The organism is Streptomyces pratensis, from assembly GCF_037137275.1.
In the GTDB taxonomy this organism is placed as follows: Bacteria; Actinomycetota; Actinomycetes; order Streptomycetales; family Streptomycetaceae; genus Streptomyces; species Streptomyces pratensis_B.
In genome coordinates this window covers 17,116-31,292 of the sequence record NZ_JBBBEN010000064.1, presented here as the reverse complement: position 1 = coordinate 31,292, position 14,177 = coordinate 17,116, and the positions used below count along the sequence as shown (strand labels likewise).

The 14,177-nt window shown below is 72.7% G+C and carries 10 protein-coding genes and 1 tRNA gene; 5 read left to right on the top strand and 6 right to left on the bottom strand.

From position 1 onward, the window contains the following. Nucleotides 1-71 precede the first annotated feature (71 nt). The 3 genes from V9U70_RS06010 to V9U70_RS06000 all read left to right on the top strand — a co-directional run bounded on the left by V9U70_RS06010 (nt 72) and on the right by V9U70_RS06000 (nt 3,507). Complete coding sequence (locus V9U70_RS06010; RefSeq protein WP_336673410.1) at nt 72-1,616, top strand: YfjI family protein; 1,545 nt, start codon at nt 72-74, stop codon at nt 1,614-1,616. A gap of 324 nt (nt 1,617-1,940) precedes the next feature. Continuing rightward, on the top strand, nt 1,941-2,180 hold the full coding sequence (locus tag V9U70_RS06005) for a helix-turn-helix transcriptional regulator (RefSeq protein WP_336673409.1): 240 nt from the start codon (nt 1,941-1,943) through the stop codon (nt 2,178-2,180). Nucleotides 2,181-2,250: 70 nt separating this feature from the next. Next, nucleotides 2,251-3,507 (top strand): tyrosine-type recombinase/integrase, encoded by a 1,257-nt coding sequence (locus tag V9U70_RS06000; protein ID WP_336673408.1) that lies wholly within the window; start codon nt 2,251-2,253, stop codon nt 3,505-3,507. Between the two features lie 327 nt (nt 3,508-3,834). On the opposite strand, the gene V9U70_RS05995 is transcribed toward V9U70_RS06000, so the two are convergent. The 4 genes from V9U70_RS05995 to V9U70_RS05980 all read right to left on the bottom strand — a co-directional run bounded on the left by V9U70_RS05995 (nt 3,835) and on the right by V9U70_RS05980 (nt 9,774). Further along, complete coding sequence (locus tag V9U70_RS05995) at nt 3,835-5,394, bottom strand: Cys-Gln thioester bond-forming surface protein (protein WP_336673407.1); 1,560 nt, start codon at nt 5,392-5,394, stop codon at nt 3,835-3,837. Between the two features lie 188 nt (nt 5,395-5,582). Next, the gene (locus V9U70_RS05990) at nt 5,583-6,044 is read right to left on the bottom strand and encodes a single-stranded DNA-binding protein (RefSeq protein WP_336673406.1); all 462 of its coding nucleotides are present in this window, start codon (nt 6,042-6,044) and stop codon (nt 5,583-5,585) included. Between the two features lie 116 nt (nt 6,045-6,160). Then, nucleotides 6,161-8,134: a GTPase gene (locus V9U70_RS05985; RefSeq protein ID WP_336673405.1), complete on the bottom strand. Its 1,974-nt coding sequence runs from the start codon at nt 8,132-8,134 to the stop codon at nt 6,161-6,163. Further along, nucleotides 8,131-9,774: an ATP-binding protein gene (locus V9U70_RS05980; RefSeq protein WP_336673404.1), complete on the bottom strand. Its 1,644-nt coding sequence runs from the start codon at nt 9,772-9,774 to the stop codon at nt 8,131-8,133. Before V9U70_RS05980 ends, V9U70_RS05985 begins: the two co-directional genes overlap by 4 nt. Nucleotides 9,775-10,090: 316 nt before the next feature. Between V9U70_RS05980 and V9U70_RS05975 the strand changes: the two genes are divergently transcribed. Further along, a tRNA-Arg gene (locus V9U70_RS05975) sits at nt 10,091-10,166 on the top strand. A 540-nt stretch (nt 10,167-10,706) separates the two neighbouring features. Then, nucleotides 10,707-11,570, top strand: coding sequence for a peptidoglycan-binding protein (locus V9U70_RS05970; protein WP_336673403.1), 864 nt, complete (start codon nt 10,707-10,709; stop codon nt 11,568-11,570). Nucleotides 11,571-11,863: 293 nt separating this feature from the next. Here the strand turns inward: V9U70_RS05970 and V9U70_RS05965 are convergent, their stop codons facing one another. Both V9U70_RS05965 and V9U70_RS05960 read right to left on the bottom strand, forming a co-directional pair. Further along, entirely contained in the window at nt 11,864-12,334 is a 471-nt protein-coding gene (locus V9U70_RS05965; RefSeq protein WP_336673414.1) for a DUF1772 domain-containing protein, read from the bottom strand. 180 nt (nt 12,335-12,514) lie between these two features. Further along, nucleotides 12,515-14,074 carry a vWA domain-containing protein gene (locus tag V9U70_RS05960; protein WP_336673413.1) on the bottom strand — a complete coding sequence of 520 codons (1,560 nt, stop codon included), beginning with the start codon at nt 14,072-14,074 and terminating at the stop codon, nt 12,515-12,517. Between the last annotated feature and the right edge of the window lie 103 nt (nt 14,075-14,177).

Here is a 14,177-nt window from a genome sequence, read left to right as displayed (position 1 = left end):
GCCCTGATCGAGGCCCACACCGCCCATCCCGAGTCCTGCCCGCTGCTCAACACCGAAGGGAGCGAGGCCGCATGAGCGCCGACCTGTGGGAGGGCTTCAACGACTCCCTGGACCCCGAGACCATCACCGGCCCCGTCTGGGACGAACCCGTCCCCCTCAACCCCCGCCGCGAACTCCCCACCTTCCCCGTCCACGCCCTGCCCGAGTGGCTGAGCGGCATGGTCGCCGGAGTCGCCGAGGAGACGCAGACCCCAGTGGACCTGGCCGGGTGCCTGGCCCTGGCGGTGCTCGCCACGGCGGCCGGCGGGCGGGCCACGGTTCACGTGCGGGGGCACTGGCGGGAGCCGGTGAACCTCTACACCGCCGTCGCCCTGCCCCCCGGCAACCGGAAGTCGGCCGTGTTCGCTCTCATGACCGGCCCGCTCCTCGCTGCCGAGAAGGCGTTGGTGGAGCTGTCCGGGCCGCGCCGGGCCGAAGCCGAGACCACCGCCCGCCTGGCCCGCTCCGCCGCCGACAAGGCCGCGCAGAAAGCCGCCGCTGCCGAACCCGGGCTGCGGGACCAGCTCACCGCCGAAGCCGTCCACCTCGCCCAGCAGGCCGACGAGATGACCGTCCCGGCGAAACCTCAACTGGTCGCGGACGACGTCACCCCCGAAAGCCTCGCCACCCTGGTCGCCGACCAGGACGGGCGGATGAGCGTCATGTCCGCCGAGGGCGAGATCTTCGACATCATCGCCGGACGGTACTCCGGCACCCCCAACATGGGGATCTTCCTCAAAGGCCACGCCGGGGACATGGTGAGGGTGAACCGGCAGGGGCGGGACGCGCAGCACGTCGAAGCCCCCGCCATCACCATGGGCCTCGCCATCCAGCCCGAAGTCCTGGACGCGCTCGGCAGGGTGAAGGGCGCTGACGGGCGGGGGCTGCTGGCCCGGTTCCTGTACGCCAAGCCCCTCTCCCTGGTCGGCTCCCGCAACCTCACCCCCGACCTGCTGCCGGAGGAGACCGCAGCCACGTACGCGAAGCAGTTGGGCGGGCTGACGCTGGCGCTGGCGGACTGGACCGACCCGGCCGTACTCACCCTCACCCCCGACGCCGATACGGTGCTGCTGGCCTACCAGAAGGTGACCGAGTCCCGGATCGGGAAGGGCCGCAGCCTCCACCCGATCATCAAGTGGGCATCCAAGCGCGACGGGGCAGTCGCCCGCATCGCCGGACTCCTCCACCTCGCCGCCCACCCCGACAACGGATGGATGGTCCCCATCGAGGCCGCCACCATGGCCAACGCGGTGGAGATCGGGGACTACTTCACCGCCCACGCCCTGGAAGTCTTCGACGCCATGGGTGCCGACCCCGCCCAGGAAGCCGCCCACCAGCTCCTCACCCACCTCAAGGAACAGCGCCTCTCCGGCTTCACCAAGCGCGAGCTGTTCCGGGGCCTGTCGCGCGGTGACTTCCCCGCCATGACCGACCTCGACCCCGCGCTCACCCTGCTGGAAGAACACGGATGGGTCCGCCAGCAGCCCGTGCCCCCGCGCACCGGGCGCGGTGGTCGGCCGCCGTCGCCACGCTTCGACACCCACCCCCACATCACCCCGCCACTCACCACCGGCTGACAGAACCCCCATTCCGCTGACAGAACTGACACAACCCCCGCACCAGCCCGCTGACCTGCACAAAGAGCCATGATCACGGCTCTGACAAAACCTCCGAAAACTCTGACAGAACCTCCCCGCCCCGGGTTTCCGACACCGCCCCCACGGGCCGTGGCGGTCCCGGGGGTGCCCTGACAGAACCCCCGGCCCGGAGGTTCTGTCAGAGTTTTTCGAGGTTTTGTCACGACGCTGGAAACCGGAGTATCCGCAGGTCAGTGGGCTAGCGGCGAGGTTCTGTCAGTTCTGTCACGGAAACCCGGCCACCGCAGCCCCGAGGAGTCCCCCGTGGCACCGAAGCACGCCCCCCAGCTCGACCCGCAGACGACCCTGCGGGCCGGGCTCCCTGACCGCTACCTCACCCCCGAAGACCTCATCAAGATGTTCAAGCTCAAGAGCAAAGAGACGCTCTACACCTGGCGGAAGACGGGCACCGGCCCACCCGGCTTCCGTGTGGGCAAGCACCTCCGATGGGACCCCGCCGCCGTGCGCGCGTGGGTCGAGAAGAACACCGACACCGCCGCCTGACACCCACCAACCCGCAGGGTCACGACCATCGCCAGGTCGTGGCCCTGCCGCATGCCCACAGGAGCATCCATTGGCCGGCCACATCCAAGACCGCTGGTACAAGACCGAACCCGGACCGGACGGAGAGCCCCGCCGGGTCAAGAGCGACCGTTACGGCTCCGGACTCCGCTACCGCGCCCGCTACGTCGGACCCGACGGCACGGAACAGTCCAAGAGTTTCCCCGACCGAAAGAAGGGTCTCGCTGAGAAGTGGCTGACGCGCATCGAAGCGGACATGGACGCGGGACAGTACATCGACCCCAAGGCGGGGCAGATCGTCTTCCGGGACTACGGCGAGAAGTGGCTGGGCGGATTGACAACGGACCTGGGCAGTCAGGAAGTCGTGGGCAGGCGAATCCGGCTGCATGCAGTCCCCTACCTGGGTACGCGTCCCATGGGGTCGTTCAAGCCGGAGCACATGCGCACTTGGCTGAACACTCTCCAGGTGGCCGTGCCCAATGGCACTTACCGTCGCGCGATCTACGACACGGTGTCCGCGCTGTTCAACGCTGCGGTGGACGATGGAGTGATCAGGTCGAACCCTTGCCACGCCCAGTCGGTTAAGCCCCCGACCCCGGAACAGCGGTTGATCGTGCCGTGGACCGAGGATCGCGTCCTGGCAGTTCGTTCGGGGGTGCCCGACCGGTATGCGGCCACCGTGGACGCCGGCGGAGGCTGCGGTCTGAGGCAGGGGGAAGTGCTGGGCCTTGCCGAAGACAACCTGGACTTCAAGACGGGTTGGGTGCACGTCCGTCAGCAGATCAAGCGCGTAGGCGGCACTCTCGTCTTCGCCCCTCCCAAGCGCGGCAAGCTCCGGGACGCGCCTCTCAGCAATGCGGTGGGAGCTGGCTTGCAGGAGCACATGGACTTGTTTCCGCCCGTCGCTGTCACGCTGCCGTGGAAGACCCCGAACGGCCCCCTGGTGACACGGAAGCTGGTTTTCACCAGCTCTGTCGGCAAGGCCATCTGGCGAAGCTACTTCGATGACTACGTGTGGAAGCCTGCCCTGGCGCACGCCAACGTCATCCCGCCCAGAGAACCGGGACAGCGCTACGCAGCCGCTCCAGACGACGGAATGCACGCGCTGCGGCACTTCTACGCGTCGGTGGTCCTAGAAGCCGGAGGGAGCATCAAGGCGCTGAGCACCTACCTGGGGCACTCGGACCCCGGGTTCACGCTCCGGATCTACACTCATCTCCTGCCCAGCAGCGACGAGAAGGCCCGAGCCGCTATGTCGTCCGTGTTCCGGCGGGTTCACCCGCTGGATGACCTCGCGACGGCGGCCTGACGGCCCACAGACGGCCCACGGCCCCGATTCGGCCCCTACCCGGCGATTCCCTCGCAGGTCAGGGGTCGAATTGCGCTATCAGGCCGCCAGAAACACCCCATCTTGCCTGACGTCCATCCCCGGACGGAAACCCGTCCGCCCACCGGCGCCCTTACGCCCGCTCTCTCCCGGCTTCTCCCCTCCGCCAGCTCGTCGGCCCCGGTACGCGCGGACGTAACCGGGGCCGGCGGGCGGGGCGGGAGCCACCGGCACGGGCCGGACGCCGCGGACGGGTGGCCGGCTCCTTGTCCGGAGGGGACGGGCCGGCAGCCGGGGCCGGCCCGGGGCTCACTCGCCCTCGGCGCCCGGCTCCCTCCGGCGGAGGAGGAAGACCGCTCCGCCGCCCACGACGAGCAGCCCGATCGCGAGGGCGGCGATCATCGAGGTGGTGCTGGAGCCTCCGGTCGCGGCGAGGTCTCCCACCGGGCCCGAGCTGCTGGAGCCGGTCGTGGCCGGGGCGGACCGCTGGGTGCTCTGCGCGGTGATGTCGTTGCCGACGGCCTCGCCCTCGTCCGCGCCGCCCTGGATGACGCTGCCGGTGGTGGCGCAGTCCAGCATGCCCGTGAAGCGCTTGCGGAATCCGTCGGGCCCGGTGACGGTGAAGTCGTACGCCTGGTCCTCCGCGACGGGGACCGTCACGGTGCGGGTGGCCCCGGCGGCGACGGTGTGCTCCGCTCCGGCCAGCTCGAAGGTGAACGGCTCGTCGCCCCGGTTGACGGTCGTGACGTCGACCCCGCCCGCTGAGCAGTTCTTCCGTGCGGTCAGCGCGGGGGCCGCGCCGGTCTCGGCCCAGGTGGCGGTGGCTCGCGCGGAGACGGTGGACTGGCTGGAGCCCGCCAGGATCTGCGTCTGGGTCCTGCTGACGCCGGCGAAGGCCCGGCCGACCGGGATCGAGGCGCCGGCCTGCACGCTCAGCGAGGCGGAGCCGTCGGCGATGGCTTCGGGCAGGTCGAAGTACAGCCGGTCGCCGTCGACCGCGGCCGTGACCGGTTCGCCCTTCTCGTCCGTGACCGTGACGCCGCTGGCCGCCGCGTCCACCGGGGGCGACACCGAGACCTGGTCCGCGTCGGTGCGGACGGTCACGGGCCCCAGCCGCTGTCCGGACGGTCCGGAGACCGCGGCCGGTTCCAGGGTCAGGGAGGCGCGGGGCTCGGCCGTGTCCCGCGCACGCCGGTACAGCCAGTCGGCGAGCTTCTCCGCCTGCTTGTCCGACGCGGTGACGTCCGCGTCGTCCGAGTAGCGCCAGATGGCGACCTGGGTGCCGGCGGCGGCGGTCCGCTCGGTGAGCGGACCCGTGCCGGCGGCCTCGGCGAGGGCGGCGAGGTCGTCGACCCGGGGGTAGGAGTGCTGGAGAATCCAGCGGATCTTGCCCGCGTCCTCGTTGCCTCCCAGCGATGTCTCGGCCCAGGGGGTCTCCAGGTATCCGGCCTGGTGCTGAGTGGGATTGTGGACGTCGACGCAGTACGTCTTGAGCGTGCCGCCGCCGTCCACGGTCATCTCGAACAGTCCGGCGGGCAGCTCCTGGGTCCGGTCGGGCGCGCCGTTCTCACCGGGGACACGGAGCACCGCGCTGTCGAAGGTCTTCAGGCCGTCGAGCACCGCGGAGGCGCCGCCCTGGTACCGGTCTGGGTCGTCGGCCGCCGCCGGGCCGGCGGCGGTGAGGGCGGCTGCCGCGACGAGGCCGGAGAGCAGCGCAGCGGCGACCGGCCGGAGGACCCCCCGGCCGCGGCGCCTTCGCCCGCGTTTCCCGTCTCCCCCGCCCCCCGCGGGCCCCGCCGTCCTGCCCGGGGTGGACCGCACCCCTCTCGTGCCGGACGGCGCAGCGGACGCTGAAGACGCAGAAAACACAGAATTCCCCTCCGGGCGAGACCCTCGCGCGTGGTGCGCGTGTGGGGAATGCCTCGCCAGCAGACCCAAGTGACCTATGAGCACTGGGAATCCTAGGGAACGGGCGAAGGACAGTCCCCCGTACCGCCCTGGGACAACCATTCCGAATCGGAATCGTTATCGCGTGACACCGCCTCCCACCAGCGCTTTCAGGACACCGCCGCCTTTTCTGCGGCTTGTTCCCGAGGGGTCGGCGGCGGCTCCTCTTCGGTGCCGGCGGAGGTCCTCGAACGCGCCGCCACCACGGGCTCGGCCCTGGCCGCACGCCGGAAGGCGGCCGTTCCGCGGCTCAGGTCGTGGCCGACGGAGACCGCCTCGATATCGACGAACGTCCGCCACTGGTCCCCTTGTTCCTCCTCGCGCACCTTCAACCTCCCGTGCACCAGGAGGGGTTCACCGACCGAGACGGAACCGGCCAGGTGGGCGGCGAGCGTCCGCCACGCCCAGACCGTGTAGAAGCTGGTGTGCCCGTCGGCCCAGAGCTGCTTCCCCCGGTCCCAGCGCCGGGGCGTCACGGCGAACCGGAATCGCGCCAGGGGGCCCGTGGCCGTCTCCCGGTACTCCACGGCCGTGGCGGCGTTTCCCACCAGCGTCACCAAGGTCTCGTTCATTTCCCTGCCCCCGATTTCCTTGTCGTCCCGCGCCGTCGTGCGNGGTGCGGCGCACGGCTGCGGTTTCCCGGACTCCAGAGTGGACGCGGGAGGGGAATCGCGTCGAGGCCTGTGGACTACCCGCCGGTTGTGGACAACTCCGTCACCGTCGCGTACCGCTCGCGCACTTCCCGGTAGCGCACCAGCTCGGCCGCGACCGGGTCCAGGACCCTGGCCCTGCCGCATCCGGCCGCCGCCTCGCGCAGCCGCCGCTCGGCGTCCTGCCCGTACCGCCGGGCCGGCCCTCTGATCGCCGCCGCGCAGGACCACTCCACCAGCGGCCCGCCGACGACACCGGCCAGCATGATGAGCGCGGGGACGACGAGACCCGGTTCCAGGACGCCGATGATCTGTCCGACCAGCCACAGCCCGCCGAAGATCTGGAGCAGCGTCATCGAGGCCTGCACCAGCACCGCGGCCGGCCACCACTTCGGCCGGGGCGGCTTCGTCCGGCCGCCCGGCGTGCCGCCCCCCGCGGCGCTCCGGCCCGCCGCGCCCGGGGCGCCGGCCTTCGCCGCCAGTTCGTCGAGAGCCTCGGGCAGTCCCTCCGCCCCGTGGAACGCGGCCTCGCGCACCGCCTGTGCCCAGGGGCCGGGCAGCCCGTGTGCGGCGTCGTCCGCGACGGTCCTGACCGCCTGCTCGACGCGCTGCCGGGCGGTCACTTCCTCCTCGGGCGGGGCCAGCGCCTGGCCCATCCTGTCCAGGCTGCCCGGCAGGCCGCGCGACTCGTACCAGCGCCACAGCCGCAGCCACGGCGTCCCGCAGGCCCGCCCCGCGTTCCGGCGCCACTCCCGCTCTGCGGCCTGCCCGGCGGCGGCGGCTCCGACGGCCTCTGCGAGCCGGTCGGTGAACTCCTCGCGAGCCCGTTCGCCGAGTCCGGGCCGCCCCTGGGCCACGTACACGGGGCGCAGGCGCGCGGCGGCCGCGTCGATGTCGGCGGAGAGGCGGCGCGCGGCGGCCGTGCGCTCCTGGACGAACCTGCCGATCATCTCCCGCAGTTCTGGCACTCCGTCGCCGGTGAGGGCGGACAGCGACGTGACGGTGGCGCCGGGTTCGCCGTGCTCGCCGAGCGCGATGCCGTCCTCGTCAAGGAGGCGGCGCAGATCGTCGAGGACGAGGTCGGCGGCCTCGCCGGTCAGCCGGTCGGTCTGGTTGAGGACGACGAAGGTGACCTCCGCATAGCCGGCCAGAGGGCGCAGATAGCGTTCGTGCAGGACCGCGTCGGCGTACTTCTCCGGGTCGACGACCCAGATCACCGCGTCGACCAGGGCCAGCACCCGGTCCACCTGGTCGCGGTGCTCGGTCGCCGCCGAGTCGTGGTCGGGCAGGTCGACCAGGACGAGTCCGTGGAAGCCCTCGTCGAACGCGGCGGGCCCGGGGTGGGGCCTGCGCCGCAGCCGCCCGGGGATGGCAAGGCGGTCCAACAGCCCGGCGGCCCCGTCGGTCCAGCTGCACGCGATGGGCTGGGCGGTGGTGGGGCGGCGCAGCCCGGTGTCGGAGATCGGGGCCCCGGCCAGCGCGTTGAAGAGGGTCGACTTGCCGCTGCCGGTGGCCCCGGCGATGGCGACGACGGTGTGCCGGGAGGACAGCCGCTGCCGGGCGGCGGCCTCGTCCAGCACCCGCCCCGCCTCCGCGAGGGTGTCCCGGTCGAGCCGGGCCCGGGAGAGCCCGACCAGTTCGCGCAGCGCGTCGAGGCGGGCGGGCAGTGGGCCGCCGGAGGGGACGTACGCCTCGACCTGCGGCCGCAGGTCGTCCTCGTCCGGTGCGCCGGACGCGGGCAGGTTGCCGGGATCGCCGGCTTCGGCGGCGCCCGCGGACGGGGCCTCGACGGCCGCGGCGCGGCGGGCGATGAGCCCGTCGTCCCAGCTTCCGTCCCTCTCCTCGGTGCGCGGGCCGTCGCCCTTCTCGTCCCGTACCCCGGCGCTCCCTCCCCCGCCCGCCTCCTCCCGGCCGTCCTCGGCCGCGGGCTCCGGCCGGTCCCCGCGGGCGCCCTTGCGGCGGCTCCAGCGTGCCGTGCCGTTGTCCTGGTCCTCGTCCGTGACGGCAGTCATCGCTGCCACCTCTCCTTCTGCAGTACGGAAAGCGCGGCGATCAGTTCGGCCTGGGGCTCGGGGGCGATGTCGAGCGTGTCGAGGGGGGCGAGGCGGCGGTCGCGCTCGCCGTCGAGGACCTGGTCGAGATAGGCCGTCAGGAGCTCTCCGCCCTTGTCGCGGAGGCGCAGCGCGCCCTGCGCGCCGATGCTCTCGGCGAGCTGCTCCCCCGCCGTGCGGGCGCGCCGCCCGCCGAGGAGAGCGGCCGCGAGCAGGGCGGCGACGGTCTCGGGGTCGGGCGCCACATGGCGTTCGAGCTGGCGCACCTCCTCCTCGGCCAACTCCTCCAGGACCCGCCGCCACCGGCGTACGGCGACGGCGATCCGGCCGTCGACGTCCTCGGCGGGCCCCCAGCCCCCCGCCTCCCGTCCGGCGTTCTCGAACCGGAAGAGTCCGGCGGCCGGTTCCCGCCCCCACCGCGTGCGGATCTGTTCGTCGGCCGCGGACACGGAGCACTGGAGCAGTGCCACCAGGCTGTCCACGAGCGCTTCGAGGAGCTCGTCGGGGGAGCAGTAGAGCGGATAGCCGCGCCACCGGGTCCGCGCGTCCCCGGACAGCACCGCCCCGCTCTGGAGGCGGCGGCGAATCCGGGCGGACTCCTTGCCGTAGGCGTCCTCGACCACCCCGGTCAGCCGTACGGACGCGGCGTACTGGGCGGCGACGGCCCCGGCCAGCTCGGGCATCCGCACGTTCAGCGACTGGATGACGCCGGACGCGGTGCGTCCGGCGGCCTGCTGCCGGGCCGCCGGGTCCTGGGCCCGGTGGGCGAGCCATGCACGCAGCGGGGCGACGGCGGTGGTGGGGAGCAGTCCGCTGCCGCCGCCCGCGGATTCGGGGAGTTCGGGGATGGTGAACCGGGGCAGGCCTCCGAGTCCGGCCCGGGTGAGCAGCGCCGCGTACTGCCGGGAGACCTCGGTGATCACCTGGTGGGGCACCCGGTCGAGCACGGTGACGAGGGCCGCGTCGTACTCCTTCGCCGTGCGCAACAGGTGCCAGGGGATCGCGTCGGCGTAGCGCGAGGCGGTGGTGACCATGACCCAGATGTCGGCGGCGCAGATGAGTTCGGCGGCCAGGACCCGGTTGCGGACGACGAGCGAGTCGATGTCGGGGGCGTCCAGGAGGGCGAGCCCCCGGGGGAGGGTGAGGGCGGTCTCCACCCGCAGCGCGGCCTCCCCGTCCTCGCCGCCCACCGCGAGGTCCTCCAGCCCGTCCGGGTCGGCGGACCGGCCCGGCGGCAGCCAGACCCGGGTGAGCTGCGGCAGGACGCGCACTCCGGCGAACCAGTGGTGGTCGTCCGGGTGGCACACGAGCACCGGCGTCCGCGTGGTGGGCCGCAGCACCCCGGCCTCGCTGACCCGGCATCCCACCAGCGAGTTGACGAGCGTGGACTTCCCGGCCCCGGTCGAACCTCCGATCACGGCGAGCAGCGGCGCTTCGGGGTCCTTGAGGCGGGGCAGCAGATAGTCGTCGAGCTGGGCGAGGAGTTCGGCCCGGGTCTGCCGGGCGCGTTCGGCCCCCGGCAGCGGGAGTGGGAGACGCACGGCGGCGACACGGTCGCGCAGGGCGGAAAGTGCGTCGATGAGCTGAGGCCGTACGTCCATGGTCACCACATGCGAAGAATGCCCAATTTTAGAGCCTTTTTGAAGCGTATAGCCCCCTCTGCGCGGCGGTTCCACCCTCTTGACAGAGGTCGGACAGATTCCGACAGAAAGGACGAGTGGGGCGCAGGCATAACGAGTGCACAACACCCGGCGCGTGGAGCGCGAAAAGCGATGCGGGAATCGCACCTACCTGCGATTATCGGTTCGCTTCACTGAACCTCCACATCGTGCCACGCAGGTGAAGCAACCGGGTCCAGGGGATCGGAGCCCTATCCTTGACCCGGCATGGCCACGGAACCACCGATCAGGACTCCCGGCCCCCGTAGCTCAGTGGATAGAGCAGGCGCCTTCTAAGCGCTTGGCCGCAGGTTCGAGTCCTGCCGGGGGCACCAGCATCTTCGCGTCAGCCGTGCGGGCAGGGCGCGCGCCGCCCGGTGGGGCGCACGCCCACCAGTGCTTCGTCCCGACCGGCCGCGCCTCACCCCGTGCGAGCGGTGAGAAGTGCGCCGCCCTCACTCCTCGGCAGACCCCCGACAGGTCCAGCCCGGCCCCGGGGCCGACGGGCGCGTCGTCGGCGCGCGGCGGGGGCGCGGCGGGAGCAGGGCGCGCGGCTCAGCGAGGCCGCCCAGGGGCGGCCGCCGGGCAATTCCAGGCTCTCGTCTCCCAAACCTCGGTCAGGAGTTCGGGCCCACCCGATCGGAAGTTCGGAAATAGCGACACCTTCCGGCGGGCGGGACGTTCGACAAGGCGTGGGAGCGGGCAAATCGACCAGGTAGGCCCGAAGGCGGAATCCCGCCGCAGGGCGCTCTCCCCGATCACCTCTCCCCCGCCGGGCACGTGTGACGTCTTGTCGCCGTCCGCCCGTCGGTCCGTCATCCGTACACCCGAGCACCCGCGTGCACGCACGCACCAGCTGGGAAAGGAGCGCCACGATGGCGACGCCCCTGTCCGCCGACAAGATGCTCAAAGCCCTCCGCGACGAAGGTCTCCACGTCGTCGAGCACCGGAGCTGGCGTACCAACAACCGGAACCACAAGGGCCTCTGGGGCCCGACCCACGGGGTGATGATCCACCACACCGTCACGTCGGGCACCGGCCCCTCCGTCGATCTCTGCTACAACGGCCATTCCGCCCTGCCCGGCCCGCTCTGCCACGGCGTGATCGCCAAGGACGGGACCGTCCACCTCGTGGGCAACGGGCGGGCCAACCACGCCGGTCTCGGCGACGACGACGTCCTGCGCGCCGTCATCGCGGAGAAGGCGCTGCCTCCCGACAACGAGGCGAACACCGACGGCAACCGGCACTTCTACGGCTTCGAGTGCGTCAACCTCGGCGACGGCAAGGACCCCTGGCCGGCCGCCCAACTGCTGGCGATCGAGCGGGCCGCCGCCGCGGTCTGCCGCGCGCACGGCTGGACGCAGCGGTCGGTGATCGGGCACCTGGAGTGGCAGCCGGGGAAGGTGGACCCGCGCGGTTTCACCATGGACGCGATGCGCTCCAGGATCGGCAAGCGACTGGGCGGCGCCGCGGACGGCCCCTCCAAGCCCGCCCACGAACCGTTCCCCGGGGCCGCGTTCTTCACCGTGGGCCGCCGCAGCGCGATCATCACGGCGATGGGCAAGCGTCTGGTGGCAGAGGGCTGCGGCCGGTACCAGGTGGGCCCCGGCCCCACCTGGTCCGAGGCGGACCGCAGGTCGTACGCCGCCTGGCAGCGCAAGCTGGGCTACGCGGGCAACGACGCCGACGGCATCCCCGGCAGGACGAGCTGGGACCGGCTCAGGGTTCCTGACGTCTGACACGTGTCGATGCCATCGAACCAGCCCGAATCGGGCGGAACGAGCGGAGGCGGACGGGTGGCCGGCCGGTCGAGCACCCGGCGCGACGACACGACCCAGGGTCGCCACGCCATGCCGACGGCCTGCCGAGGAACGGTGCGAGGACGCCTCCGGCACGACGAGCGACGAGGGCTCCGGGCAGGTGGCCGAAGCCCTCGGTCACGCGCGGACGCGGACCCGGCTGTGCGGGGCGCTGGAGGTGGACGAGCCGACGCCGGCGCCGGGACGCGGGGGACCGCCGCCCCGGCCCGCCCCTACAGTGCCGCCAGGGCCAGCAGCCCGCACGCGGTGATCGCGAAGGCGGTCCGGACCCGGTGGAGGGTGTTCCAGCGGGGCTCGAAGGCCGCGCGCGCCGCGCTGTCGTCGCCGCCTTCCGAGGCGGCGAGCGCGTTGTTGAGCGGAATGTTCCCCACGATGGTGATCGCGTGGCCGATGACCCCGCAGACGAGTGCAGCCGCCATGGCGGCCCCCGCCACGGCGTCGTGCTCCCCGAGAGCGGTGAGGAACGCGGCGGCGGGAAGGGCGACGACACCCAGGAACAGGAGGAGGAAGAGGGGCCCGGGGACCTTCTCGTTGAAGCGGCGCATCGCCGCGGTGAACTGCTCGTCCGTCAGCCCGGCCAGGCCGGGCATGATCGCGATCAGGAACGTCAGAAGGAAGCCCGCGTAGAGGCCGTTGACGATCACGGAGAGCGCCAGGAGCAGGGAAGTCATGGCGGACATCATGGCCCGGAACGGCCCCGCGCACAGCCCCCTTTCCCCCATGATCGTACGAACGTCAGTGGTCGGGCAGGGGCCGCCCGCCCGGCCTCCGCCGGGCGGGCGTGGAGTCGGGGGAGAGGGGGCGCCGGCGGCCGGGCCGTGGCCGCATCCCGCCGCATCCCGCCGCATCCCCCTCTCCCCGGCTCAGCCGATCTCGCCCTCGGACGGGGCCGGCCGGTCGTCCGACCCGGCGCGGCCCCTGAGCCGGTCCGCCTGACCGATGGCCGTGGCCAGCTTCCGCACCGAGCTGTCCTCGGTCGCGTCCGCCAGTTCCGCGGCGCGCGAGGCCAGCTCCCCGAGGCCGGGCGCGCCCGGCAGATCACCGTTGCGCAGGTGGTCGGCGAAGTAGGCGGCCACGGCGGCGACCTGGAGCCGGGTCGCCTCGCCGCTCCACAGGCCGCCGTCGAGCGCCTCCGTCCGCACGGAGCCGGTCTCCTCGTGCGCCTCGCGGGTCCGGGGGTCGAGCCAGCGCACGGTCGCCCTGGCCACGGGGCCGGACGCGCCTTCGCGCAGCCGCACGGCGTACAGGGCGGTCACCGTGTGGCCGGGGCCGATCTCACCGCCGTCGACGGTGTCGTCACGGAAGTCCTCGTCGGCGACCTTGCGGTTCTCGTAGCCGATCAGCCGGAACCGCTGGACGGTCTTGCGGTCGAACGCCACCTGCGCCTTGGCGTCGCGCGCCCGCAGCTCGACATGGGCGGGCAGTTGGTCGACGAAGACCTTGCGGGCCTGCTCCTCGTCACCGACGTAGGTGGTGTGACCGTCGCCCTTGTTGGTGAGCCGCTCCATGAACGCGTCGCCGTAGTCGCTGCCGACGCCGACGCCGAAGAGCGTGATGCCGTGTTCCCGGCGGGCGGAGTCGACGCGTTCCAGGATGCCGTCCGCATCGGTGTCGCCGGTGTTGGCGAGTGCGTCGGAGAGCAGCACCACCCGGTTGTTGACGCCCTTGCGGTAGCCCTTGACCGACTCCTCGTAGCCGCGGGTGACGCCCGCCTCCACGTTGGTGGACTGCGCCGGCTCCAGCTCGTCCACCACGTCCCGGATACGGTTCCGGTTGCCCTTCAGCCGGGTCATCGGCAGCCGGGTCTCGGCCTCGTCGCTGAAGGTGACCAGGGCGAGGGAGTCGTCGTCGCGCAGCTGCCCGGCAACGGTCCTCAGGGACTCCTTGGCCAGGTCCAGGCGGCCCGGCTCGTTCATGGAACCGGAGACGTCGACGACGAACGTGAGGGCGGCGGGCGGCCGTTCGCCGGTCGGCGAGGCTGTTTTGGTGGCCAGCCCCACGCGCAGCAGCGACCAGTCCGAGGCGCCGCTGCCGCCACCGCCGCCCGTGCCGCCGACGCGCGCCCCGTCGACCGTCACCGAGAAACCGTTGCCCTTCGGCCGTTCGTATCCCTGGCGGAAGCTGTTGACGAACTCCTCGGGACGTACGCTCCCGGGGTCGGGCAGCCGGCCGTCGCCCAGCGTGCGGCGCGCGTAGCCGTAGGCGGCGGTGTCCACGTCCAGGGCGAAGGTGGAGAGGTAGTCGGGCGCGGGTCCGTTCTGCCCGGCCTCGTCCCCACCCTCCTCGGCCGCCCGGCCCTCTTCCCTCGCCGCCGCGTCCGGCACGGCGTTCGAGCCACCGGAGGGCCCCCGCGCCTCACGCGCCGTGGACTCACGGTCGGCGGCGGCGCCGCCCGTCCCGCCGCCGCAGGCGGTGAGCAGCATCCCGCCCGCCAGCAGGAGCGCGACGGCTCCGGCCCGGCGGCCCGGCCGCCTCCCGGCCGAGGCCCCGCCCCCCGGGCGAGGGCGGCCCCGCCGACGGAGCTCG